The 26,227-nt window shown below is 36.1% G+C and carries 23 protein-coding genes and 1 pseudogene; 3 read left to right on the top strand and 21 right to left on the bottom strand.

Going from position 1 to position 26,227, the window contains the following annotated elements:
* Positions 1-23: 23 nt before the first annotated feature.
* The 8 genes from ACZLXV_RS03795 to ACZLXV_RS03760 all read right to left on the bottom strand — a co-directional run bounded on the left by ACZLXV_RS03795 (position 24) and on the right by ACZLXV_RS03760 (position 5,959).
* Positions 24-362 (bottom strand): DUF8451 domain-containing protein, encoded by a 339-nt coding sequence (locus tag ACZLXV_RS03795; protein WP_022225855.1) that lies wholly within the window; start codon positions 360-362, stop codon positions 24-26.
* A 47-nt stretch (positions 363-409) separates the two neighbouring features.
* The gene (locus ACZLXV_RS03790) at positions 410-733 is read right to left on the bottom strand and encodes an inorganic diphosphatase (protein WP_022225854.1); all 324 of its coding nucleotides are present in this window, start codon (positions 731-733) and stop codon (positions 410-412) included.
* A 93-nt stretch (positions 734-826) separates the two neighbouring features.
* The gene (gene rlmH / locus ACZLXV_RS03785; protein WP_367334895.1) at positions 827-1,306 is read right to left on the bottom strand and encodes a 23S rRNA (pseudouridine(1915)-N(3))-methyltransferase RlmH; all 480 of its coding nucleotides are present in this window, start codon (positions 1,304-1,306) and stop codon (positions 827-829) included.
* 88 nt (positions 1,307-1,394) lie between these two features.
* On the bottom strand, positions 1,395-1,748 hold the full coding sequence (locus ACZLXV_RS03780; protein ID WP_482382536.1) for a type II toxin-antitoxin system PemK/MazF family toxin: 354 nt from the start codon (positions 1,746-1,748) through the stop codon (positions 1,395-1,397).
* Positions 1,749-2,139: 391 nt separating this feature from the next.
* Positions 2,140-3,321, bottom strand: a complete 1,182-nt coding sequence (alr, locus tag ACZLXV_RS03775) for an alanine racemase (RefSeq protein WP_482382524.1) — start codon at positions 3,319-3,321, stop codon at positions 2,140-2,142.
* A 39-nt stretch (positions 3,322-3,360) separates the two neighbouring features.
* Complete coding sequence (locus ACZLXV_RS03770) at positions 3,361-4,920, bottom strand: NAD(P)H-hydrate dehydratase (protein WP_482382523.1); 1,560 nt, start codon at positions 4,918-4,920, stop codon at positions 3,361-3,363.
* A gap of 2 nt (positions 4,921-4,922) precedes the next feature.
* Positions 4,923-5,291, bottom strand: a complete 369-nt coding sequence (gene acpS, locus ACZLXV_RS03765) for a holo-ACP synthase (protein ID WP_482382522.1) — start codon at positions 5,289-5,291, stop codon at positions 4,923-4,925.
* Between the two features lie 5 nt (positions 5,292-5,296).
* Positions 5,297-5,959, bottom strand: coding sequence for a hypothetical protein (locus tag ACZLXV_RS03760; protein ID WP_482382521.1), 663 nt, complete (start codon positions 5,957-5,959; stop codon positions 5,297-5,299).
* A 234-nt stretch (positions 5,960-6,193) separates the two neighbouring features.
* Here ACZLXV_RS03760 and ACZLXV_RS03755 point away from each other — a divergent pair, with 234 nt between their 5' ends.
* Positions 6,194-7,420 (top strand): UTP--glucose-1-phosphate uridylyltransferase, encoded by a 1,227-nt coding sequence (locus ACZLXV_RS03755; RefSeq protein WP_482382520.1) that lies wholly within the window; start codon positions 6,194-6,196, stop codon positions 7,418-7,420.
* A 189-nt stretch (positions 7,421-7,609) separates the two neighbouring features.
* Here ACZLXV_RS03755 and ACZLXV_RS03750 read toward each other — a convergent pair whose 3' ends face one another.
* The 7 genes and pseudogenes from ACZLXV_RS03750 to yhbY all read right to left on the bottom strand — a co-directional run.
* A complete protein-coding gene (locus ACZLXV_RS03750) occupies positions 7,610-8,653 on the bottom strand; it encodes a hypothetical protein (protein WP_482382519.1) in 1,044 nt (347 codons plus the stop codon).
* Positions 8,654-8,798: 145 nt separating this feature from the next.
* A complete protein-coding gene (gene holA / locus ACZLXV_RS03745) occupies positions 8,799-9,770 on the bottom strand; it encodes a DNA polymerase III subunit delta (RefSeq protein WP_367334889.1) in 972 nt (323 codons plus the stop codon).
* A 67-nt stretch (positions 9,771-9,837) separates the two neighbouring features.
* A complete protein-coding gene (gene lexA, locus ACZLXV_RS03740; RefSeq protein WP_022225843.1) occupies positions 9,838-10,455 on the bottom strand; it encodes a transcriptional repressor LexA in 618 nt (205 codons plus the stop codon).
* A gap of 117 nt (positions 10,456-10,572) precedes the next feature.
* The gene (rsfS, locus tag ACZLXV_RS03735; protein WP_022225842.1) at positions 10,573-10,923 is read right to left on the bottom strand and encodes a ribosome silencing factor; all 351 of its coding nucleotides are present in this window, start codon (positions 10,921-10,923) and stop codon (positions 10,573-10,575) included.
* A gap of 24 nt (positions 10,924-10,947) precedes the next feature.
* Positions 10,948-11,556 carry a bis(5'-nucleosyl)-tetraphosphatase (symmetrical) YqeK gene (gene yqeK, locus ACZLXV_RS03730; RefSeq protein ID WP_022225841.1) on the bottom strand — a complete coding sequence of 203 codons (609 nt, stop codon included), beginning with the start codon at positions 11,554-11,556 and terminating at the stop codon, positions 10,948-10,950.
* An 8-nt stretch (positions 11,557-11,564) separates the two neighbouring features.
* A complete protein-coding gene (nadD, locus tag ACZLXV_RS03725; RefSeq protein ID WP_022225840.1) occupies positions 11,565-12,176 on the bottom strand; it encodes a nicotinate-nucleotide adenylyltransferase in 612 nt (203 codons plus the stop codon).
* A gap of 170 nt (positions 12,177-12,346) precedes the next feature.
* Positions 12,347-12,622 (bottom strand): annotated as a pseudogene (gene yhbY, locus ACZLXV_RS03720) (ribosome assembly RNA-binding protein YhbY); the annotation flags it as partial.
* 237 nt (positions 12,623-12,859) lie between these two features.
* Here yhbY and ACZLXV_RS03715 point away from each other — a divergent pair.
* Positions 12,860-14,101, top strand: coding sequence for a D-alanyl-D-alanine carboxypeptidase family protein (locus ACZLXV_RS03715; RefSeq protein ID WP_482382518.1), 1,242 nt, complete (start codon positions 12,860-12,862; stop codon positions 14,099-14,101).
* A 119-nt stretch (positions 14,102-14,220) separates the two neighbouring features.
* Here ACZLXV_RS03715 and ACZLXV_RS03710 read toward each other — a convergent pair whose 3' ends face one another.
* The 3 genes from ACZLXV_RS03710 to ACZLXV_RS03700 form a co-directional block, all read right to left on the bottom strand.
* Positions 14,221-15,267 (bottom strand): LCP family protein, encoded by a 1,047-nt coding sequence (locus tag ACZLXV_RS03710; protein ID WP_022225837.1) that lies wholly within the window; start codon positions 15,265-15,267, stop codon positions 14,221-14,223.
* A 159-nt stretch (positions 15,268-15,426) separates the two neighbouring features.
* Positions 15,427-16,539 (bottom strand): LCP family protein, encoded by a 1,113-nt coding sequence (locus tag ACZLXV_RS03705; RefSeq protein ID WP_022225836.1) that lies wholly within the window; start codon positions 16,537-16,539, stop codon positions 15,427-15,429.
* Between the two features lie 182 nt (positions 16,540-16,721).
* Complete coding sequence (locus ACZLXV_RS03700; protein ID WP_367334885.1) at positions 16,722-17,354, bottom strand: ClpP family protease; 633 nt, start codon at positions 17,352-17,354, stop codon at positions 16,722-16,724.
* A 217-nt stretch (positions 17,355-17,571) separates the two neighbouring features.
* Between ACZLXV_RS03700 and ACZLXV_RS03695 the strand changes: the two genes are divergently transcribed.
* The gene (locus ACZLXV_RS03695; protein WP_022225834.1) at positions 17,572-18,441 is read left to right on the top strand and encodes an AraC family transcriptional regulator; all 870 of its coding nucleotides are present in this window, start codon (positions 17,572-17,574) and stop codon (positions 18,439-18,441) included.
* A gap of 98 nt (positions 18,442-18,539) precedes the next feature.
* Here ACZLXV_RS03695 and ACZLXV_RS03690 read toward each other — a convergent pair whose 3' ends face one another.
* The 3 genes from ACZLXV_RS03690 to ACZLXV_RS03680 form a co-directional block, all read right to left on the bottom strand.
* The gene (locus ACZLXV_RS03690) at positions 18,540-23,255 is read right to left on the bottom strand and encodes a beta-L-arabinofuranosidase domain-containing protein (protein ID WP_482382517.1); all 4,716 of its coding nucleotides are present in this window, start codon (positions 23,253-23,255) and stop codon (positions 18,540-18,542) included.
* Between the two features lie 231 nt (positions 23,256-23,486).
* Positions 23,487-24,002 carry a Gx transporter family protein gene (locus ACZLXV_RS03685; protein ID WP_482382516.1) on the bottom strand — a complete coding sequence of 172 codons (516 nt, stop codon included), beginning with the start codon at positions 24,000-24,002 and terminating at the stop codon, positions 23,487-23,489.
* 42 nt (positions 24,003-24,044) lie between these two features.
* Positions 24,045-26,093 (bottom strand): HD-GYP domain-containing protein, encoded by a 2,049-nt coding sequence (locus ACZLXV_RS03680; RefSeq protein ID WP_482382515.1) that lies wholly within the window; start codon positions 26,091-26,093, stop codon positions 24,045-24,047.
* Positions 26,094-26,227: the final 134 nt, after the last annotated feature.

Genomic DNA, 26,227 nt, shown 5'->3' with positions numbered 1-26,227 from the left:
ATCCAATAGGTGAGCAATAATAGCTACCAGTATCCAGTAAGTATCCGATAATCCTTTAATTGTATCCGGTAACCTACGTGCGCCTGCTCGTGTTTTATATTCACACAATTCCATTGTTTCTTGCGTTGAGATGCTTTCATGACTTTTTCTTCCCGATAATCTAAAAAGTAATTAGGAAAAACATCCGTTATGTGGTACGCTTCTCCAAAGAACAGAAGTCCGGCTGTCGTTGGATATAATGAACCTTTCTTATTCTTCGCCACAGCTCTCAATTTCATAAGAAATTCATCATTCTCCAGTGCATTCCAAGGATGTCCATTGTGAAGTTGCTCAAATATAATACGATAGGGCAACGCTTCCACACAATTCTCCTCATAAAATACTATTTTTCAGTTTCAAAAATTTCAATTTATATTATTATTTCAGAATTAAAATATTGTTCTGTAAACATTACTTTTTCCCATATTTGTTCTTTCGTAAACAACAAATTATGTGGTGCAACAACCCATTTTTCCTCTACATCGTCATTACGATGAATTATTGCAATAATTCTACCAACAAATTCCTTTACAGGTTTATCTACACCTATAATATATGCATCTTGTTCTTCTCCATCTGGAGCAATTATCCCTTCAATATATCCATAATTGATTGGATAATACATATCCTTGTGCTCAGGATGATAACTTCCAAGCGGTCTATCAACCACTACTTTTACAATATCGCCAATCATGATAATCTCCTCTATATTTCGAGTTATTTAACTTTTTCTTATCTTCATCTTCTTGCCCTTCGGCAAGAAGCATCCCTCGCTCATATAGCTCGGTCATTTGTGGTACGGTTCACCCGCATTTATCCTATACGCCCTATAAATCTGTTCCAACAGCACCACTCTCATAAGCTGATGTGGGAAAGTCATTTTTGAGAAACTTAACAGTTCATTTGAATTTTTAAGAATGTCTTTATCAATGCCTATCGAACCCCCGATTATAAAAATAATATGACTTACTCCGTTTATGCCGAGCTTGTCTATCTTATCTGCAAATTCCTCCGACGAATGCTGTTTTCCGTTTATCGCAAGTGATATGACATAAGCCCCGTCTTTTATGTATTTTGCCAGTCTATCGCCCTCTTTTGCTCTGATTAGGTCTTCCTCATGCTCACTGGCGTTGTCTGGTGTTTTTTCGTCTGCTACTTCTATTATCTCAAGTTTGCAATATCTGCTTAGTCTCTTTTTATACTCAGATATTGCCATGGTAAAATATTTTTCTTTTATCTTTCCTACTGTCAGTAGTGTTATTTTCATATATTTTTCTTTCCTCACTTCCGTAAATAAAAACTGCTTCGTCTGATTCTGATTATACTTCTGCCTGCTTTATATTTCCTAATATCACTCATCTTAAACAGCTTTCTTCTAATGCAAGGCTTATGCACAGTGCATGATTTATTCTTTCAAGTATTTCGTCATCCAAATGACAGACTTTTTCACGCAGTCTCGATTTGTCTATAGTCCTAATCTGTTCAAGAAGTATAACTGAATCCTTTATAATATCATATCTGTTTACTTCAAGTGCAATATGTGTCGGTAATTTTGCTTTATTCATCCTTGATGTTATTGCTGCACATATTACAGTCGGGCTATGTTTATTTCCCATATCATTCTGAATTATAAGTACAGGGCGTATTCCCCCCTGTTCTGAACCCACAACCGGTCTTAAATCTGCAAAATATATATCTCCTCGCTTTATATTCAAAACTTCCACGCTCCTATCACAATAATCTGGAATTGGCCGAGTAAAAGCAAGGGTTGCTTCCCAACTGAAAGTCAGGAAGATGTACTCCTGCAATCGCTCATAAATTGGATCTGACCGAACGAAAGCAAGGAATGCTTCCCGACTGAAAGTCAAGAAGAAATACTCCTGCAATCACTCGTAATCCGGAATTGCACTTTTATGTAATTCTTTATGCATCCTGTAATGTTATTTCTTTCCATCTTTATCGTTTTTATACATATGTGTCTCTCAAAAGCATGAATTTTTTTACTCCAGCCGGAGATTTTCAATTTTTAACATAATTTCTCTACTATGCCGAGGCTTTTATTATAATGTAATCGCAAAAACAGGCAAGTAATAAAGTACACTAATACTCTGGATAAAAGTCTTTTGTTGCAACTGCCTTTCCGCCTTTATAATATACTCTCGGTATTCTTTTTCCTATATCACAGACAAATTCATAATTAAATGAATATGACATATCTGCCACTTCCTCTATTGATATATACTCATCGCCGTCTCTGCCAACCAGTGTAACTTCATCACCCTGCTTTATTTCAGGAAGTTCACTTATATCTACCATAAACTGATCCATGCATATTCTGCCGATTATAGGAAAACTTTTTCCCTTTATAAGCACTCTGCCTCTGTTTGACAATGCTCTTGAATATCCGTCTGCATATCCTACGGGAATTGTCGCAACTGTTGTTTGTTTTGTTGTAATATAGGTTCCGCCATAACCTATTTCAACCCCGGCTTCAAGTGTTTTTACAAATGAAACATAAGATTTTATTTCCATCGCAGGTGTAAGTTTAAGCTTTGTTTTATCTACCTCGTCAGAAGGATACATTCCATATACACATATTCCGTCTCTGACCATATCGAGGTTTACTTCCTGTTTTTCAATAATTCCTGCGCTGTTTGATACATGTTTTACAGGTATCTTAATGCCTACATCTTCTATTCTCTCTACAAAATCCATATATCTTTCAAACTGCTTCATGGCTTTTGTCTTGTCTTTTTCATCCATTGTTGCAAAATGCGTAAAGCAACCTTCGATTTCTATTCCTGGAAGTTCTGCGATTTTCTTAATCACTTCAAGGCTTTCATCATCCTGCTTAAAGCCTATTCTGCTCATTCCTGTATCAAGCTTTATATGAACCTTAGCTTTTTTTCCGATTTTTTCTGCCGCTTCTGACATTTTTTCTGCCATGTCATACTCAAATACCGCTGTCGCTATATCGTATTTTATCATTGCAGGGTAAAGCGGTGCCGGCGTATATCCAAGTATAAGTATCGGCTTATTTATCCCTGACTGTCGTAACTCTATTCCCTCTTCAAGAATTGCCACGCCGTATGCATCTGCCACATCTTCAAGTGTATGTGCCACCATAACTGCGCCATGTCCGTATGCATCTGCCTTTATTATAGCCATCAATTTTGTGCCGGGCTTTGTTAATGCTTTTGCATTTGCTACATTTTCGTGTATTGCGTCAAGGTTTATCTCTGCCTTTACCCTATAATATTCCTTAATCTTGTCAGTACTCATTTCCATGAGCCTCCTTTTGTTCTGTTTTATTTTTAATTCTTATTCAGGCATAACCTGCGGTAACATATCTATAATGTCTGATGCTGTCATGCTGTATCTGCTTTTTGTCTCAGTATATCTTTCCGCTGTCAAGCCATGAATATACACTCCCAGTGCGGCTGCAAGTGACGGCTTCTTTTCTCTGTCCTGAGCTGCTATACCGGCTATAATTCCGCTTAATACATCTCCCGAACCACCTGTTGCAAGCGCATTGTTCCCTGACATGTTTATATACATTTTTCTTTTCTCAACATCCCTTCCCTCGCCGACAACTGTCCTTGCATCCTTTAAAACAACCGTACAATATGCCTGTGCTGCGACAAAATAAGACATGTCGTTTTTTATCTCGTCGGTTGTTTTATTTGCAAGCCTACTCATCTCTTTTATATGAGGTGTGAGTATAAAGTTCGTTCCAAGACTGTCAATACTACACTCTCCTTCTTTTATAAATTCGGCAAGCATGTTTATTCCGTCCGCATCTATGACAACTGTCTTGTCTGTCACTTTTAATATTCGTTTTACAAGAATTTTTGCTTTCATGCTTTTTCCAAGTCCCGGACCTATTACAATGACATCTGCCCAATTTATTGCTTCCTCGACTTCTTTTTTAGGTGTAAAGTCTATACCATCTTCAAACTCTTCATCATAACTTCCGATTATCGCCTCAGGAAGTTTCGTTTTCAATACCTGCAGGTTTTCCTTTGCGGTAAGTATTCTCACAAGACCACACCCGGCTCTGTATGCTGCCGCCGCACTAAAATAACATGCTCCGCACATTGTCTCGCATCCCGCTATTACAAGCACTTTTCCATAATTTCCCTTATTCGTCCTTACTTTTCTCTGCGGCATCATTTCGTTAATATCTTTTTGTTCAAATGTATATGCCTTTGGAGATACACTTTCAACAGCCTCCACTGGAAAGCCTATGTCTCTCACTTTTATTTCACCTGAAAATCCCGCCCCCGGAAACATTATCATTCCTCTTTTTAATGTCCCAAATGTAACTGTCATGTCTGATTTTACTGCAATGCCCAATATTCTTCCGCTTGAAGCATCAACTCCCGAAGAAATATCTACTGATACAATATATGATTTACTCTCATTTATTTTTTCAATAATTTCTTTATATCCGCCTGTTATTTCTCTTGACAGACCAATTCCAAAAATTGCATCTATTATAATATCATATTCCTTATCCTCTATATTCGTGACAAAAGATATTTCCAATTTTTTTGCTATCCCAAGTTGTTTTCTCATCTCGTCACTGGCATGCTCAATATTCCCAACAAGCTTTATATCAGTCTCTATTCCGTTATGCATAAGCATCCTTGCCACTGCCACTCCATCAGCGCCATTATTTCCCATACCGGCGACCACAAGTACCTTTATTTCATCGTTTCTTTTACTGATTGACTTTAACTTCCCAATAATTTTTTTTTGAATTTCATCAACAACACTTAATGCAGCTCTTTCCATCAAAACAAGTGATGGTATCCCTATTTCATTTATCGAAATATTGTCTATCTGCTTTGCTTCTTTTGCATCAGTTATATACTTCATTTTTACTCCCCCTCCGCAACTACAAAGGCTGTTGCAATTTTGTCAGTATCACTTAATGATATATGTATTTTAACAATACCTCTGTCTTCTGCGAGTTTCTTCGCACGGCCTAAAAGATTTACATACGGTTTTCCGAAATCGTCCCTGAGTATCTCTATATCTCCCGGCATACAATTTAAAAAGCCGGTTCCAAAAGCTTTGACTACAGCTTCCTTTCCGGCAAAATTAGTGGCGGCACGATTTTTTCTTTTTTCAATTATTTTTCGTTCTGCCTCTGTATAATATTTATTAAAAAAACTATTCTTTTCACAATAACTGATGACTCTGTCTATCTCAATAACATCTGTTCCAATCCCAATAATCTCACTCATAATTTTTATTTTGAAATGTTCTCTTCAACATTTCCCTTCCATACATGATTATTTTTATCAAATATTTCCACTACTTTTGCACCAAGTAAATTGTGCATGTATTTATACAGCTCAGTATTTCTCATCTCTCTGTCCTGTTTTGCCAGAATCCTGTTTTTCAGTTCTTCTCTCGCTGCATTTATCCATGCATCAAGTTCTTCTATAACGATAGTATTCTCTGTGAGTTCTTTATAACAAACATCCATACAGGCAATAAGCAATTCTTTATTTGCAATCTGTATCTCTGCCGGAAGCCTGTGCTGCAAATCCTCTGCCTCAAAAGTTTTTTGGTTCAATTCGTCAAGCATTTTCTGATTGGCTTCCTGCTTTTTAAGCTTCATTTCCGCTTCAGGTTCATATCCGTCGGTCATGTTATTGACTATATTGTCCATAATAACTTTTTTAGCTTTTTCATACTCTTTTAAATCATTTGTTGACTGCCCCTGCTGTTTTATCAAATCAAGCAGCTTTTGCTCCAGTTTCCTTATCTCATCAGTTTTTCTGTGATCTGGAAACAGTTCATGCCATTTTTGATCAAGCACTAATATCGGAATCTGTTTATTTTTAAGCGCATCCAAATAATAATATGTCATATCAGTACCCTGTTTTTTCTTCTTTCTTCCGAACATAAACTATTTTCCTCCCATCTTTTCCCAATCCACCAATAATCCTTTTGTCGCTGTTCACCCACACATTGCGAACACAAATATTCCTTTCTAATTATATTCCGACACTTTACATAAGTCAATTGCATAGTTCCACGATTTTATGTATAATATCGTTGCAGTGTTACTGCTCACTCCCACAGTGCAGCAGAAAGCATTACAATAAAATTAAACTCATGGAGAAAGGACGAAAATTTGATGAATTTTGAAAACGCAAAAAAGAAACTTGAAAACTATGAACAGTTACATGTTCTTAAATATTATGATGAATTACCTGAGAATGAAAAAAAAGCATTATTACAGCAAATCGATGAAACAGATTTTTCTGTCACCGAAAAAATCATTAAAAAAGCAGGCAATGATAAAAGAGGTGTTATTACCCCTATAAAAGCTATGACTTTAGACGAAATCAACAATTCAAAAGAACACTTCAAATCACTTGGTCTTGAAGCTATCCGTGCCGGAAAAGTCGGTGCAGTTCTTTTAGCTGGAGGCATGGGAACACGTCTTGGTTCAGATAATCCTAAAGGAATGTATGACATAGGTATCACAAAACCTGTATACATCTTCCAGAGGATTATAAGAAATCTTCTTGACGTCGTTGACGAAGCTGGTGTATGGGTTCATCTTTTTGTCATGACAAGCGATAAAAACCACGAAGCAACAACAACATTTTTCAAAGAGCAAAACTACTTTACCTACAATCCTGAATATATTCACTTTTTCAAACAGGACATGGCTCCTGCTGCAACTTATGAAGGCAAAGTATACATGGAATCAAAAAGCAAAGTTGCAACATCACCTAACGGAAACGGCGGATGGTTCTCATCTATGCAAAATGCAGGCATTGTAGATATTATTCACAAAGTAAAAATCGAATGGCTCAATGTATTTGCAGTGGACAATGTTCTTCAAAGAATCGCTGACCCATGCTTTATAGGTGCAACAATAGACCAGAAATGTACTGTTGGTGCAAAAGTTGTAAGAAAAGCTGACCCTGATGAAAAAGTCGGCGTTATGTGTCTTGAAGATGGACGACCATCTATTGTTGAATACTACGAGCAGACAGAAGAGCTCAGAAACACAAAAGATGAAAACGGCGAACCTGCATACAACTTTGGAGTTATTCTCAATTATCTTTTCCATGAGCCTGAACTTGAGGATATATGCAACAATGAACTTCCACTTCACATTGTTGAAAAGAAAATTCCTTATATGGATGAAAACGGTGATTTTATCAAGCCTGAAACTCCAAACGGATACAAATTTGAAACACTTATCCTTGACATGATACACATGCTTGATACATGCCTCCCATTTGAGGTAGAAAGACGTAAAGAATTTGCACCTATTAAAAACAAAACCGGTGTGGACTCAATCGAAAGCGCAAGAGAACTCCTCAAAGAGAATGGTATAGAATTGTAAAATTGTAGAACCATAGAATTGTGGAACTGTCAAACTACAGCATTATAAAAAATATAAAAGTACAAAACTATAAAACAAAAAACAAACTATGAATAATCGGCATAGACTGATTTTTATTTAATACTATTTCCTAAAAAGAGATGATTTGAAGCTCTCAGCTTTTCAAATCATCTCTTTTTTTATTTCACCCTAATTATCTTCTTCAATAAAATGTGAGTTAAAAAACTCTTCCGTAAGCATCTCTATAAATGCAACATCTAAATCCGGATATTTTTTTATGAGAATAGAACGTATATGTGCTGTGATAATAAGGTCATTTTCTTCGTCTGACACTGTATCATCAATCCACTTTTCTGCTCTCTCTTTAGTTATGTTTTCATCAAGCCATGCGTTTATCTTCTCTGTCATGATTTCTTCTTCAGGTATCTGAAGTTTAATCTTACCTGATTTTATAACTGAGACAAGTCCCATAATGATAAATCCGGCAAACATGGCAGCAAGTACACAAAAGATAAATATATTGTAGTCAATCGGAATAATATCCAATTTACAAAGTACAAGATAAACTGCACCTAATACACCAAAGACCACAAATGTATATCCGGAAAACTTAACGTCTTTATACTCGTCCTCTTTCTTTACATACGCCTTTGACGGTGTGTAGAGTATATCAGCCGTATCCTCTTCTATCTCATCATCAGTAATTACATTGTCATGCAAATCATCTTCTTCAACGAGTTTTTCATCAGCTTCACTTTCATCTTTTTCTATATCCCAGGCATCCGTTTTTTCATCGTCAAGAGACTTTTTTTCTTCCTCAATCTCTGCATTTTCCTCAGACGTTGAGATCTCAGCCGTTTCGTCAGAAATATCACTTTCATTCTCTAAATCATCGGAAATTTCTTCTTTTTCCAGCTTTCTTGCCTCTTCTTCCTTTTTCTCTTTTTCTTCCTCTAATGCAAGCTGATAGCCTTTAAAAAGCTTCTCAACCTGCTTTTCATATCTTGATGGCACCGTTACAATCGCAACACCATCTTTTATAACCTTTTTGGCATTTTCAATTTTTGAATACTCAAGATATTCAATAAAGTTTTCAGCCATTTCCTCGTCTTTAAGATCACAGATTTCAATAACATCAAAATCATCTGCTGTACCTTCAACAAGTTCACTTCCACAATCTGCACATACTGTTATACCATCACGATATTCAGTTTTACACTTTGGACACCACATCGTTTTTCCTCCTAAATTTCACCTTGCAGCCCGGTATAAAGATTAACTTATTTTTCGTTGTACCGGATGCAATGTAGTCATTGGTACAATGTTATCACACTATGCAAAAAATAACAACTAAGTATATATCTTTATCACAGAATTATCACATTCTGATAAGCTCTATCAGCAATAACTCTACTCCTATCTGGTCATCTAAGACACCTGTCTTAAATTTCTGCTCTGTTTCAAGACTGTTGTCAAGTGCCTGTTTTAGCTGTTTTCCGGAAAAACGTGACGATTGTCTCTGATAATTTCCTACAAAATACGGAGATATACCTATCTTGGATGCAACCTGGTTCTTTGGTGCATTTCCCATAGACCCGATTTGCAAAAGTATATTGAAATGTCTGATTAACATATACAGGATATACGACGGTGCTTCTTTTAACTCAATAAGTTCATTGTATAATTTCAATGCCTTATCTGTATCTCCCACTCCCACTGCATCTACCATCTGAAAAATATGATTTTGCAGATATGCCGGACAAACGGCATCAATGTCTGCTATCGTAATCTCTTCTCTTCCCGCTGTGTATGCGGCTATCTTTTCGATTTCATTTGACAGGTTATAGAGGTTGTTGTCAACCCTCTGAAGAAAATACTCCATCGTCTTTCTTGTAAAGACTTTTCCCGACTCTTTAAGCCTTTTCGCAGCCCAATTTAAAACTTCCTCAGAATCCTTTACTTTTATCTCTGCTGCAATACCGTTTTTGTTTATATACTTGTATAATTTGTTTCGCTTGTCTATCTCTTTTTCCACAAAAACAATAATCGTGCTGTCGGGCATATGCTCAAGATAGTCCGTAAAATCATTTGATGACTTAAACAATCCGCTGTCCTGAATGATAATAAGACGGTGCTCACTGAAAAACGGCAATGTATCTGCTATAGACTGCACTTCATTTAAATCTATCCCCTTATTCTCGAACTTCGAGAAATTCATATCGTCACTGTCTTCTAATATACAATATTTGAGATTTTCCCTGTAATATCTTTTCAGATATTCCTCATCACCATACAAAAGATATAAATTATGAAACTCTCTCTTTTTAATATCATCCCTGATACGATTCATATAACCTGCCACTCCTGTTTATTGTGCAAAAGATGCTACCGTATCTGCATGGTAACATCTTTTTTCATCAATGATATGTTCTGAATAAACCGACAACCTTGCCCAGTACTTCAACATCATTTACTATGATAGGGTCCATAGTATCATTTTCCGGCTGAAGTCTGAAATGACCGTCTTCCTTGTAGAATGTCTTTACTGTCGCTGCATCATCTACAAGTGCAACAACAAGTTCTCCGTTTTCCGCTACATTCTGTTTATGTACCAATACCTTGTCACCGTCATATATGCCGACATTTATCATGCTTTCACCCTTGACACGAAGAATAAACGCTTCACCTTTTGGCATATCTCCCGGTAAAACAGGCATGTAACCCTCTACATTCTGCTCGGCAAAAATCGGCTCTCCCGCAGCAACAGAACCAATAATAGGTACATTTACCAACTCTCTCCTGACAAGGTTAAAATCATCATCTATAATTTCAATAGCTCTCGGCTTAGTAGGGTCTCTTCTGATAAATCCGTTTTTCTCAAGTGTCTCTAAATGTGAATGCACTGATGATGTAGACTTAAGATTTACTGCTTCACATATTTCACGTACAGCAGGCGGATATCCTTTATTTAAAATTTCAGATTTAATAAAGTCAAGTATTTCTTTCTGCTTTGCAGATATTCTTTCCTTTGCCATAATTCATCCTCCCGAATTTAATTTATTTAACTAATTTTAGCACATTTGTTCCGCATTGTCAAACGTATGTTCAAGAGAATGTTCGACTATTTTTTATATTGCAAGTATGAGCAGTAACTATAAATTCTCTGGTTCTACTATCTTACCGTCTGACCATATTCTTTCTAAATCATAGAACAATCTGTCCTCTCTGTTAAAGACATGTACAACAACATCTCCAAAATCAAGCAGTACCCATGAGCTGTTTCTGTCACCTTCCATTCTTTTCATAACACATCCTGCTTTGTGGAGATTTTCTTCAACATTTTTTACAAGAGCCTGTATCTGTGTCGTGCTTGAACCGCTTGCGACCACAAAATAATCTGCCATAATGGAAATCTCTGATATATCAATAATTTTTATATCCTCACCTTTTTTCTCATCAAGTGCATTGTAAGCGATTTTTGCCATTTCCTTTTGTTTTGTCATTCTATTCCTCCTATAATTTAACTTTTAATGTCCAACTTTTTCATCATGGATTTTTTTGTAATATTTATACGCTTCAACTGAATGTTTATCTATCTCTTTTTGGCTTTGCTCTGCTTCCTTTTCGTCATTTAAATATGACAATGTATTTTTAAGTATAAGATAAACAGCCTCATCCAAATCTACAAAAGCCATGCTTCTTATCAATTTAAAATTTGAAAGCACTTTTCTTCCCGGCTCTATATAATCCGCAGTAAAAACTATCGCCTCAAGAACTGACATAGCCGGTTTTCCTGTCGTATGGTATCTTACAGCCGAACATATTTCTTCGTCCTCAATTCCATATTTTTCTTTTGATAAATACGCTCCGAGTTTTGCGTGCAGAAGATACCCGTTTCTAAGTTCCGTCTCTGAGCATTCTATTCCATACTTTGTACACTTTTCGATAAGTTCATCATCTGTCATATACTTTGCACAGTCATGTAAAAGTCCTGCCATTGCCGCCCTGTCAACATTTAATCCGTATCTCATTGCCATTGCCGCTGCAGTATAGCTTACACCTATTGTATGGTCAAATCTTTTTACTGAAAGTTTTTTACTGAGTTTCTCTTTTATCTTATTATATTCATCTTTCATGTTTCTATTTACCTCATTTTATACAAATGATTGTCACAAATATAGTTCCACACTTCACCGTCAAGATATTTTTCCACATTCTCTCCGTTGGCGATGCTCTGCCTTATTTCACTCGAACTTATAGGCATCTGCTCCATCTCCACAAACCTTATATCCGCATATGGAAATTCCTGAATCAGTTCTCTCTTTTTTTCGCTTAACTCTGATTTGGTCGAACAGTCACGTCCTATAGCCAGTATGACAGCCCTTTTCATAATCTCGTCCGGTTTATACCACTCATCAAGATACAAAAGCGAATCCGCACCCATTATGAAAAAATATTTATCTTCCGGATTATCTTTTTGAAGCAGTCTGAGCGTATCGGCAGTATACGTTGTCCCCTGCCTTAATAATTCAAAATTGGAAAATTCCAATTCATCATACTCCGACAACGCAAGTTTAACCATATCGGCTCTTTCCTTATCAGAAAGTATATCCTTTTTTTCCTTGTGTGGAGGATTTTTAGATGGCATAAATAAAACTTTATCTAAGTTCTGCTGGTCAAGACATGCCTTTCCCATCTCCACATGTGCACGATGAATCGGATTGAATGTTCCACCCATAATACCGATTTTGCTCATATCAAACTGCCTCCGTACTTCAAAAAATGTTACTTATTCTTTTTTGCCTGGCTTTTCTTTCTTAAACTGTCTGCTCTTGTCCACTCTGATTTTGTGCCACGCTTATTCTCTCTTGCTCTTTTCTTTGCTGCTTCTTTTTTCTTTTCAGCTCTCTTTTCCGCAAGACGGCGCTTTTCAAGTTTCTGCATATTCTGTTTGTACAGTATGATTTTCTTACCTATAACCTGCACAACTTCTGCTCCTGTTCTCTCAGCAATAAGATTTGCAAGTTCGTTTGTATCATCATCACAATTTTTAAGCACATTTATTTTTATAAGCTCTCTCGCTTTAAGTGCCGCTCTTATAGCTTCAATAGACTGCGGTGTAAGGCTTGATTTTCCTATCTGAAATATGCTGTCAAGCTTCATTGCCTGCGCTTTTAATTCTGTTCTCTGTTTACTTGTCATTATAATACTCCATTCTTCTGTCATCTCAAAACAGGTGACAGACTTATACTCTTCATAATTACACTGAAAACTATTATACACAAAATAACCGGATTTTGCTACACCTAAAAACAACGAATTATTTTCTCCGTGAATTTTTTAAGCAGTGTTTGAAGTTGCTTTTGTTGTAATATTATGTTAAATCACGAATAAATATTTAGTAATACATATAATTTCGATATAAAAGGATAACGGCATATGTTTAAGAAAAAATGTATTTCCATCTTTATTTCATTTTCTTTATTTGTTTCAATGGCTGTTTCCGTATCCGGTAATAACAGACAAATACTTCATTCTAATGAATATTACATAAAAGAAAATATTATATCTAAAGATAATGCCAATAACAATTCACTTAATATTTCCTCAAAGTCAGCAGTTCTTATTGAGAACAACAACGGACGTATATTATACAGCAAAAACAAAGACAAAGAAATGATTCCCGCGAGTATCACAAAAATAATGACTTTAAATCTTATTTTTGACGCCCTTGAATCAGGTAAAATAAAACTTGATGATGAGGTCAGCACAAGTGAGTATGCCGCATCTATGGGTGGCTCACAGGTCTTTCTTGAACCTGGTGAAATCCAGACTGTTGATACCATGATAAAATGTATATCCATATCAAGTGCAAACGATGCAGCAGTTTCCATGGCTGAATACATTGCCGGAAGTGAAACCGACTTTGTAAAAATGATGAATAAAAAGGCACACAAGCTTGGCATGAAACACAGTAATTTCAAAAATTGCAATGGTCTTGACGACTCCATAAAGTCAGGTCATTTTTCAAGTGCGTACGATGTTGCCCTCATGTCAAGGGAACTCATCACAAAACATCCTCAAATCTCTAAATATTCTACTGCTTGGATGGATACGATAACACATAAGACAAGAAATGGCGAAAAAGAATTCGGACTTACCAATACAAATAAACTTATTAGGACATACAACGGTATCACAGGTCTTAAAACAGGTTCGACATCAAAAGCCAAATATTGTCTGAGTGCTACAGCTAAAAGAAACGGTATCAGTCTCACCGCGGTTGTGATGGCGGCACCCGACCCCAAAAAAAGATTCAGCGAAGCAGCCTCACTCTTAGACTACGGGTTTTCTCTTTGCAAAAACTATTCCGAAAAAACTTCTAAAATAATACCTGAGACATTAAAAATAAATGGTGGAAAAAAGAATGCAATAAAACTTAAAACTTTGGAAGATTTTAAATATATTCTTGTTAACAATGAAAGTTCGGATAAAATTTCAAGAAAAGTCTATCTGAAAAAGACCGTAAACGCACCTTTAAAAAATAATGAAAAAGTAGGAAAAATAGTTTATCTGCTCGATGATAAAAAGATAAAAGAAATCCCTATATATACTTCCGAAGCCATAGCCAAATCATCATTTTTCGATTATATGCTTTTACTTATAAAAAAACTGGTGTAATGTATCAATGACTTTCAGTTAAATTAACACAAGATAAAGCAGGCTGTCCGTCATAAACGACGGATGCCTGCCATCAAAACATGTTTATTGTGCTTGCTTAATGTATCATTAAAACATATTTATTGCTCTGCTGTAAATGTGCCATATTTAAATGCTTTTTTACCGTTGTAATCAAATATAAATTTATTTAATGCTTCGGCATTTGCACTGCTGTCTCTTGTAGAGTTTACTCCATCTGTCATGACTATTGAAGAACCGCAGCTGTACTCTCCGCTCGCTGAAGCTCTATAATATCCGTTTACAGGAATCTGAAGCTGATAAACTTTTGTAGTTCCCATCTTCACTACATCTGTGATATACTCAAGAATTTTATCATTGCTTAAGTCAGTTGTTACATATCCGTCAAGTACATTATTGGCAATCTCAAGCCATTTAGTTGCAGGCAGTGCCTTAACTTTGTCAAATACCGCAGTTATAACTGCTCTCTGTCTCCATGTACGTCCGTAATCGTCCGTAAGTCCTGTAACGGTAAATGTTCCGCCTTTTCTTATACGGCAGTATCCAAGTGCCTGATTTCCGTTAAGAATCTGCTTTCCTACTTTTACATGTCTGTATTTCTTCTTAGAAATATAGTTTGTTGTATTCAAATAATTTGCTTCTGATTCAGTAAGTTCAACTTCAACTCCGCCAACCGAATTGACAATCTTCTCAAATGCCTCAAATCCAACTTCAACATATCCGTCAAGCTCAATGTTAAAGTTCTGTGCTATCGTTTTGTAGAGAAGTTCAATTCCGCCAAATGAATTTGGAGAATTTAATTTATTAGGGTCATGTCCAGGTATATCGACAACCATATCACGCATAAGCGTAGTAAGTTTGAGCATACCGTGTTTCATATCCATAGTTGCTATTATCATAGTGTCAGTAAGTCCGCTGGCATCATAACCCTTTTCTTTTCTGTAATCGTTTCCGACTACAAGAATATTTACAATATCATCATCAGAATTAACTTTAATTCCACTCAAATCAACATTCTTAAGTGCTGTATCATAGTCACGGTTTACATGATTTAATGTATTATTGAAAGTAACCTGTGCTTTTGCCACAAAAAAACCGGCAACGCCACTAATTATTATGAGAAGTGATAAAACAATCTTCTTCCACATATTTTCCTCCATTCTGCAAAATTACATACTAATGAATTTTTTATCAGTTACAAACAATCATTCTACACGAAAATCACATTTATTGCAATAAATATTTCAAAATGAATTATTTTCGCTTTGGCTTTTTAACGCAGAAATTGATATAAACTCTATTCATATTTATTTTTTGTCATCATATTTAAATTCACCGTTTCCGTTATATTTAAATATAAACTTTTTCAAGATATCTGCATTTGTACTCCAGTCGGTTTCACTTGCGTTTGTCGAAATCAGATATGCTCCGTCGGAACTTGTTGTGAAATAGCCCTCCATAGGTATCTGAAGCTGTTTTACGTCCGCTGTTCCAAGAAATACCGTATCTTTCATAAGTGATATAATTTCGTTATTGCCAAGATCTGTCTCAATATTGCTTAAAACCTTATTTCCGACATCAAGCCATTTTGAAAGCGGCTGTTTCTTCATTTTGGCAAATACGGCACTTATTACCGTTCTCTGTCTCCATGTACGTCCATAATCATCCGTGAGTCCGTTTGCCGTCACTACTGACTTGCCGATAACATCTCTTCCCTTTCTTATACGACAGTATCCGAGTGCCTGATACCCGTTTAATTTCTGCTTGCCGACTTTCAAACCTTTGCGGTACTTTTTCTTTCTTATGAAATTGGTCTGGCTTAAATAATCTACTTCCGTCTGCGTGAGTTCAACCTCTACGCCTCCTATTGCATTTATTGCCTGCGTAAATGCGTCAAATCCTACCATAACATATCCATCAAGTTTTATATTGAAGTTTTCTGCAATGGCTTTATATACCCCCTTTATTCCACCGTCATTAAAGCACTCGTTCAATTTTCTGTATTTTCCTGTCGACGACGAATACACTTTCATATCTCTAAGCAATGATGTAAGTTTCAAAGATTTATGTTTTTTGTCAAGCGTTCCTATCATCATGACATCAGGAAGTCCTTCCTCAACAAATCCGTTCCACTCTTTTCGATGGTCATTTCCTATAAACAAAAGGTTTACTATATCATTATCAGAATTAACCTTAATTCCGCTAAGGTCAACCTTTGACAGTGCCGAATCATAATTTCTTGTAACATGATTAAGCGACTGATTAAATGTATACTGCGCTTTTGCCACAAAAAAACCGGCTACCACGCTGATAATGATACATACACTTAACAATACTCTTTTTATTGTTCTCTTTCTGCGTTTCGCCTTACTTCTTTTGTTAAAGCTGTTTTTTCTGTCGTCACTTCGTTTCTCTTTCATATACACTCCCATATTTATTCACAGATTATGTAGTCTGCCTTAATTTGTCTTTATTTTCCTTAAACATTATATAGGACACATTGACATAATGCAATATTATCATAAATTTCTTAATAATATTGTAAAAAAGGTCAAAACCAGCACAACAATCATTTTTCTATAACGCAAAAAGCCGAGAAAGACTACATCTCTCTCAGCTTTTTAATGGCTTCAAAAATCCCTCCAACCTCATCATAAAGACCTCTTTTTACCGCTTCTTTGCCCACAAGTATCGTTCCGAGATCCCTTGTTAATATTCCGGGCGTGACCATCATCTTTTCTATATCCTTTTTTTCAATGTCACTGTGCTTTGCTATAAAATTGGTAATTCTCTCCTGAATGAGCTGAAAATACTCATATGTCTGCGGTGCACCGAGCACCGTTCCGCTCATTCTCACAGGATGTATTACTACTGTTGCCGACGGTGCTATTATTGTGTGGTCTGCCGCAACCGAAAGCGGCACCCCTATCGAATGGCTGTCACCTATTATCAGTGAGACTGTCGGCTTTGTGAGAGACGCTATCATTTCTGCAAGTGCAAGACCGCATGAGACATCCCCGCCAACAGTATTTACAAGAAATAATACACCGTCTATTTCCTCGTCACCCTCAATTGCAACAAGCAGTGGCAGAAGATGTTCATACTTAGTTGTTTTTATCTTATCTGATGCACTGTTGTGCCCCTCTATTTCACCTATAATAGATATAACAAAAAAATGTTTTCCGCTTTTCTCATCATCAATCTGCAGTGTTCCGTATTCTCTTATATTTTCCATTGTAAACCATTTATCCCTTCAATATATTTTCATTGTCTGATAAATATTGTCTCCCATATAAGTAAAAATATAAGTAAAAATATATTTTTTCATAAATCGAGAACCGGTCATAAGTTGCATCCCGTCAGGCATTATTATATACTGTAATCTATACGGTATACTTAATCTGACAATTTTAATTTTGCAATTTGCGGAAAGGTAAAATTTTAAAAATAATATGAATGTATTAAATTTCCAGATAACACAGCCTTTACAATTTAATTGGACAGGAAAATTTATTGCTCCTGACGAAAACTGGACTCACATAACAAGAGCGCTTATTGATTATGAATTTATTGTTATGACTGACGGCGAGTTGTACATCGCAGACGAAAAACAGCAATATGTAATAAAAAAAGGTGAATATCTTATAATGCCTCCGACAACAAAGCAATATGGATATAAACCCTCAAAGTGTACATTTTACTGGACACATTTTTCTTATCCAAATGAAATTATATCTCCTCTTTGTGCTATGAGTGAAAACGATATTTTAAATAATATACATAAATCTTCAAATATGATACTTCCTGTACACGAAACAATTCCGCGCATTGACAGAATCATAGTTTTGTTAAAACAGTTACAGGACAGCGACAGAAAGTACGGAAATAAGCTGCTTAATTCGCTGAACATAACGTCAGCACTGGCAGAACTGCACAGCCAGCTTTATCTCTCAAACGGAAGAGTTTCACTAAAAGGTGAACAGGTTCAGTTATACACGGATATTGTAGATTATATCTCCTGGCGCATACGTGAAAATTTCAAGGTCAGCGAAATTGCCGGGTATTTTGGCTACAACGAAAAATATATAACTACTTTCTTTAAAAAAGCGTCAGGTGTCTCCCTGAAAGCCTATATTTTAAACGAAAAAATGGATATTGCCAAAGCATTATTAAACGACACAAATAAACCGATTTCACAAATCGGTTATGAAATCGGTTTTTCTGACAATCATAATTTTTCGAGTGCATTTAAAAAAATCACAGGGCAAAGCCCATCTGACTATCGAAATACTTACGCACAACGAAAATTATTCCATGAATGATTACACATTCATGGAATAATTTTTTGCAATATTTTTACTGTTTTTTCAACAAATACAACAAAAATCAATTATTCATTATACCAGACAAATTCTGTCTGTTATTTCTTTTTCGTTGATTTTGCTATAACTTTTACTTTTATAATTTTCTTTTTACCGTTTGTTGTCTTAATCGTTATCTTTGCAGTACCTTTCTTCTTTGCAGTTACAACACCTTTTGATGTTATGGCAGCAATCTTTTTATTGCTTGACTTATATGTTACTTTCTGGTTTGCCTTTGCTGGAGATACTGTAACTTTAAGTTTAACTTTCTTAGACTTGACAATAGTGAGTACATTCTTCTTAAGACCTGAAGCTTTTACAGTAATGCTCTTTGCCACCGGCTTATTTGAAACCGCTGTCTGCTTGTTAAATGTATCTGCTGTTATAACCTTGCTGTTTATTGCAGCAATCTCAGACTCACCGAGTGCTTTATTAAACAATAATACATCATCAAGTTCACCCTTAAAGTATGCATCCCATGCATTTACACCAAAATAAACTGCTGCGCCGGATTTTTTCATTATGTCACTTGCTACACTTCCCTCGGTAACAACTGTTCCGTCTACATACAATTTTCCTGAAACTGTTCCCTCAGTTTTTCCCTGTTTACTTCCGTCTACAACAAGAGTAACTGTCTGCCATTTACCTGCTGTATATGCTCCTGATGCTGTTGTATCAATGTAGCCGTTTGCATCATGCGACCATATCTTACCGTCAAGTGTAAGGTTTAGCCAGTATTCGGGCGAAAATGTTCCTGCTGTTATTGTCGGATTAACTGCACTTCCTGCCTCAGATGCTTTCATGGCAAAACTGATAGTATAACTCTCTCCAAGTTTTGAAGCATCATCAAGAAGTTTAAGTCCATATGTTCCGTCAAGTGACAATGCTTTTGTACTCTGACCGTTTACATACTTAAACTTAGCTCCCGATATACTTGTCGGAACGCTTGCTTTTGCAACTGCCACAGCTCCGTCGTTTGTTTCGTTAAATCCAAATGCTTTTACGATATTCTTTGAGAGGTCAAGACCTGTATAATCTGTATTTACTACAAGAGTATATTCTGATACCGTCTCAAAATCCTGTGCGTAAACTTTTACTTTAATTTCTGTTACTTTTCTGGATGTCTTAATCTTTTTGCTTTCTGTCTCATCAACTACGTCATTGCCTGCCATTACATATCCGCCGGCATCTGAGATATTAAACTTAACCTCAGGTACCTTATCATATGTAGTGTCTATCTCAATCTTATTGTCTTTGTCAGGTGTAATTGTTTTTCCGTCATATTCTATAGATGTAAGTTCGTTTGTATTTCTAAACGCCTTCATCATGACAAGTGATTTGCAAATTCTTGCAGAAACTTTGTCTTTTCCTGAAAATTCAATATTTATTACTTTCTTTGTAACCTCTGTCTCGTTTTCAATTACTTTTAATTCACCTATGTTTTCCTTTACAACACTCGCCGGAATCTTGTACATAACCTGATAATATTTATCCTTGTCAGCATCTGCAAGTGTAATGTTTTTAACTTCTGCATCTTTGCTGCTTAACACTTCATCAGTTATCACACTGTCACCGACTGAAATTTTCATAGGCTTTCCGTCATCTTCTTTTGCATATGTTACCAAAAGATAATTATCCTCATTCTCATCAGCTTCCATCTTATATGCAAAAGATTTAGATGCCTGTGCATATCTGCTTAAATTTGGTGCATCCTCAGCAACAGAACCGTTATCAATAAGTCCGTCCTTTGTCTCGTTACCGTCGGCAAGTGTAAATCGGAGCTCATACTGACCACGACCAATCTGTTCAATCTTATCAACAGTTGCATCTGCTATTCTGTTTTTCTGTTTTTCTTCAAGTACAGCCTGACTGTTTCTTCCGTCAGCATCTACATAATATGTCCAGTAAATACCGTAATTTTCCTCATCCTGATTGTAATGAGTTGTGAATGTATAATCTACATTTGTACCTTTTAATTTAAAATTCATCTCTCCATCCTGTTTTACAAGATTTTCATTTATATTAGAGATAAATTCATCTACAGCAGCTGCATTTGTAATACCGATAGTATCATTTGAAACTGCCTTTGAAGCAGGTACTGTAACCGCAACACCATGTGATGTTGTCGTCTGGTTTGCTGTTCCGAGTTTTGCACTGAGTACATAAGGTCCATACTTAAATGCATATGTGTCTTCTCCGTCAGGAAGATTATATGCATTTACTTCCATTGGAAGTTTGATGCTGAATTTGGCACCTGACTTAATCTTTTCATTAGGAATAACAATATATCCGTCTTTTATTTCGTATTTGTATTCCTCCTCGCCGAATTTTACTGTTGCATTTTCGTCTTTTACCCAATCCGGCATACGGAGTTTAAGGTTAAATGTAATTTTATCACCACTTACCTCAAATACCATTGTGTCATCTTTTGAAAGGTCACCTGTCTGCTCTACGACATATCCGTCACCTGTAGCTTTTGATGCGAGATACTGGTTTACGGCAATTACATTTTTTCCTTTGAAATAAATGCTGTCCTGCAATTTTGTAAAGTTCTCCATTCCTGAACCTGTACAGCACCAGAAACTGTTTTCAAGTGTTCCGAAAACTTTCTGGTATCCGCTTGCCATAGGCTGGAAATACATTGTAAGACCTGTCTTGTGATCCTGTGATGACATAATGGCATTTATAAATGTATTTTCATAATAATCTGCATATTTCTTATCGCCTGTTATCACAAAAAGTCTTCTGCTAAGTTTGAGCATATTATAAGTGTTGCATGTCTCATTATTGCAGACCGTTCTCTCACCGTCGAGTACCTCATCGGCGCCAAAATGCTCATCCTCACTGTTTCCGCCGGTAATATATGTATGTTTATCTTTTACCATCTGCCAGAAACTTTCAGCATACTGGAGATATTTTGTCTGGGTATTATCTGTCTCATAACGGCAGAGTGCACCTAAAAACTTAGGAATTGTTGTGTTTGCGTGCTTTCCGTTCAAAACATTTTTTGAACCTGCAAGAACACTCTCAAATAATGATGTCTCGTCAAACTGATGTGCAGCCTTATAAAAGTCCTCTTTGTTTGAAGCATCAGTAACTTTGTATAACTGGTATAATGCATCATTCATTCCGCCGTATTCTATGCCAAGAACAGTGCTCTGTGTTGATGAACTCCAGTTGTTTGCCCTGTCAGCAATCCATGTTCCAAGTTTATTTGCAACTTCAATTGCCGTCTTGTTTCCGGCAATCTGATATGAATCTACAAGTCCTGCAAGTATCTTGTGCATTGTGTACCATGGCACCCATGCCTCAGTTGCGATATTTGCTCTTCCCTTTTCAACATTGTCAAACTGAAGTGCTACATTTTTCTTAAATGATGAATTTGGAAGTGTTGCTCCAAAAATGTATCCCTCAAGACCGTTCACACCCTCTGTCTTTTTCTGGCAGTCGTTAAGAGCATCAATTATGTAATTTAATCTCTCTGTAAGTTTTTCTTTTTCCTCTGCTGTCACACCCGGATTTACTATACCCTGCGCAACTGCTGACATATAATGTCCTAATGTATGGCCTCCGATAAGAGAATTTTCCCAGCCGCCCTCATAGCGCTTTTTATTTTTCATGTAACTCTCAATATCTTTGTCGCTCATTCCTGCAGCATATCCGGCTGTTTCTCTGAACCCTGCCAAAAGTCTGTCTGCATCAAGTTTTAAAAGATTCTGCACATCGAGTTCAAGTGCATTCTGATAATACTCATCTGTTACAACAACTTTATCGTTGTCAAAATATTCAAGATTAGTCATATCCTTCTGTGCCGTAACCGTTACAACAAATTCCTTTGTAAGTGTTACTCCTCCGTTTTTTACTGTTGCCGTAAGTGTAACCTTTGAATCAGCCTGACCCGATTCTGGTCTTGTTACCTTACCTTCTTTTGTAATGATACTCTCATCACTGCTTGACCATGAAATATCACTTTCTGCTTTACTACCCCTTGTAGGAAGTTCAATATCACCTGTTGCAATTTCAGGAATATTCAATGCGTCAATATCTGTCTGCGCAAGTGTCTTTTCACCAGCTTCTTTAATAGTGATGTAAGTCATATTTATAGCCTTATTGTTATCTCCTGTTCCTCTTGCATCAATCGTAAGCTCACCGTTTGTGACAGTTACCATTCCGGTCACAACTCCTGAATTTGAACTTACCGAAAAATCTTTGGCAATCGCTGTCTCATCTTTCTCACCAAGATTAGCATATACGGAAGGTGATTTTGAACATCCCCAAGGGTCTGCAAATCCAACCTCGACATAATAGCTTCCGTTTTCTATCTCAAACTTATAATCTAACTTTCTCTCTCCGTTGTTTGTATTTTTTTCATATTGATTTTTTGTATAACGGTTTGTGCCTGTCTTTGAAGTCTGGTCACCGCCTGCAAATTCATATGCCCATGTCCAGTCAGTGGTTACTCCGCCTGCACTTGATGAACCGTTTACAAGAGAGCTGCTAACAGTGTCAACAACACCCCATTTATAACCTGTTTTTTTGTCAGCACCATATATCTGATCAGTTACGCTGTTGTGAGTTCCAAGCGGGCCATCCTCGGGAACCGTAGTTACATCGATATCTCCACAATCAACCGAATATACAATACTGTTGTCATCCCTGTTTATAACAGATGCCGCCTGAACTTTAAGTTCATTTACGCCGGGCAGTGTTAAAACCATAGCTGATGATAACAACGCCGTCATGCTCTTTTTTCCATATTTTTTAATATCCTTCATAGCTTCTCCTTTCAATAACTTGTTTTGCTTTATCTAAAGTCTATCACCATAATTACTTTCATAAAATACTAATTTGTTCACTTTGTTTTGAAAAAGTTTTGTCAAAAAGTTGTATTAGGTGTACTTTTGTTTCATAGCCATATGTGTATATTTATGTATGCAAAAGTGCTTTACATGTAAAATTGCAAAAAAACAAGCCATAAGTAAATTATGGCTTATCTCCCCTCTGTCTTACATTTCATTCATGTATCTTCCAATTCTTTTTATAAGCAGTCCTCCTGCTATGCCTACTACTATTCCGGCTATCGTACCCGATATTATAAGAGCCGGAAGATAATATATAAGCAGTTTTGTTTTGAGAACAAGCATTGCCACTATTATCTGACCTATGTTGTGGCTTACTCCTCCTGCAACACTCACCCCGTTTACCGAAAACAAATCCAATCTGCGCAAAACATACATAATCACAAAACTAAGCATACCACCTGCAAAACTGTACATAAGACTTGCAAAATTTCCAAATGTCAATCCTACAAGAATAATTCTGACAATAGCAATGCCAAATGCAGTTAAAGGACTGTATACATATAGCGAAAAGATAACAACTATATTTGAAAACCCTGGCTTTATTCCAGGTATTCCAATATTTATCGGCATCATTGATTCTATATAACTAAGGACAAATGCCAGTGCAATCATAAGACCTATTCCTGAAATTTTTTTTGTATTAACTTTCTTTTTTTCCATATATAAAACAAACTCTTTCCAAATTTTATCCTATTGTTTTATTTAACTTGCCATATTTGTTTTTTCACTGTCAAATACATAATTGACACACATATACTCAGGTGCATAGATAAGCAGGCACTTATCATCATTTGTATGATAAAATACTATTCTCATTTTATTACACTTATATGCCATAAACTCATCGCTGACTTTTACAGGTGAACCATACTCTCTGAGAAGTATATCTAAAACAACACCAACATTTTCTCTTTTTAAAACATATACGCCAAGATTTATAAATCCTTTAAAGAAATAATAATATATCTTTTCTACATGTTCATCATCGGATGACTGTGCAAATACAAGACTTTCTGTTTTATCTTCATAGGCAACAATAAGCGGTTTCTCAACAAGGAACTTCCTGTTGTTGAATGTTTCGCCCCAGTCATATCCCATAAATGAATCTTCACAGCAAAAATCAACTTTATCTTTATTTCTGCTCATAAGAACATAATTATCATCCATCTCAGCACTATATTTCTGATAAAAATCGACAGATATACTTACCGCTTTATCTACCAGACTGTCTATTCCTGACTTTTTCGTGCTCTTAATAGGCGGAATCCATGTATCCGGTGCCATATGTTCAATAAATACATCCGCTATATCGGAATCAAATTCTATACCTCTGCCATTGTAAATAATATTCATTGCCTTATCTATCTTCCAAGCATCTTTATACTGTCTTTTGCTTGTAAGTGCATCATAAACATCTGCAATTTTTATTATCTTAGCAATAAGATTTATCTCGTCACCTTCTATTCCGTCAGGATAGCCACGCCCGTCAATTCTCTCATGATGATGTCTTACACCCTCTACTATAGCCTCACTCATCCCGACTTCTTTAAGCATCTCAGCACCACGTACGGTATGGTTTTTCATCTGTTCAAAATCACTTTTTGTAAAGATACTCGGCTTGTTCAATACGTAGTCTGAGACACCTATCTTTCCAATATCATGCATAAGTGATGCAAATTCAAGTTCAAACATCTGATTTTTGTCAATCCCAAGCCATGTTCCGAGGTCTCTTGAAAGTTCAGCTACACGCTGTGAATGACCTGCCGTAACAGGATCTTTTGCATCTATCACAGAAATCATTAGAGAAAGCATTGAAAAATATACACGCTGATGCTCGTCTCTCTCATGTCTTGCCCTGAAATAAATATACATAGAGAACAACATAGTTGAAACATGTGAAGCTCTCTGTACACTCATTTTTTTGTCTATACCGATAACTGTATATACAAGTTCCTCCGAACTTTTGTCTATAATGGGCATAGGAATAAATGCCAGATACTCAAAATCCTTAAACAATTTTGTTCTTGTCTGCAATACTGTTGTTCTTGTCTGTTTGTCATTTCCAAACACCTGCGTTTCAACAAACTTCTTATTTCTATGACTTTCCGCTGCAATCTTCTTTAAAAGGCTTGAATCTTTTGTCAGTGCCGGATGAACAAGCTTTGCAGACAGTGACCTTTCAATCTGTTTCTTATTGTTTATAAGATAATTTGCATATGTAGTTTCCGACTCCATATTTACTATATTCTTCGCAAATTTAACGACAGCACCTATCGGGAGATTTCTGGTATTATAATTGTATATAATCTTCTTGATGACAGACAGCAATACATACGTAAAACCGGCAAATACAATAATCTCAATAATAGGAATATATAATATCCCCTTATAAATAAGCCACCACTGTATAAATGATATACTCATGCATCCTGCCAAAGCAAGAAATATACTTTTTTTTGTGTGCAGCTGAACTGCAACACAACCTGCAATGAAAACTATAACAGTTATCAATGTAGCTTTTACATTTAGAGGTAAAACCGGGATAACCCTTGTATCCACTCCCGCAATTATAACTTTCTGGTTTATAATACTTATTATCTTTCCATAACTGTCCCCATAAAATGCTGTTACATATTTGTCATATGATAAATCACCATCTCCGATAACAAAACATAATATTGCAGAAAACAAAGTACATATAAACACCCCATAATATAGCCTGTTAAATTTTTTATTATCCATTTTCTTCATGTAACAATACTCCTCATCTATTTATTTTCTCCAATATCTGTTCTTTTTTCTCCATTTAAATACATTTTACAACCATTTAAGTATATTGTCGAGTATTTTATATAAAAAAAGTAAAAAATGAAAGGCTGAACTGT

This window comes from Butyribacter sp., from assembly GCF_056818865.1.
Note: the sequence above shows the minus strand (reverse complement) of the source record. Positions and strands in the feature narration are given on the sequence as shown.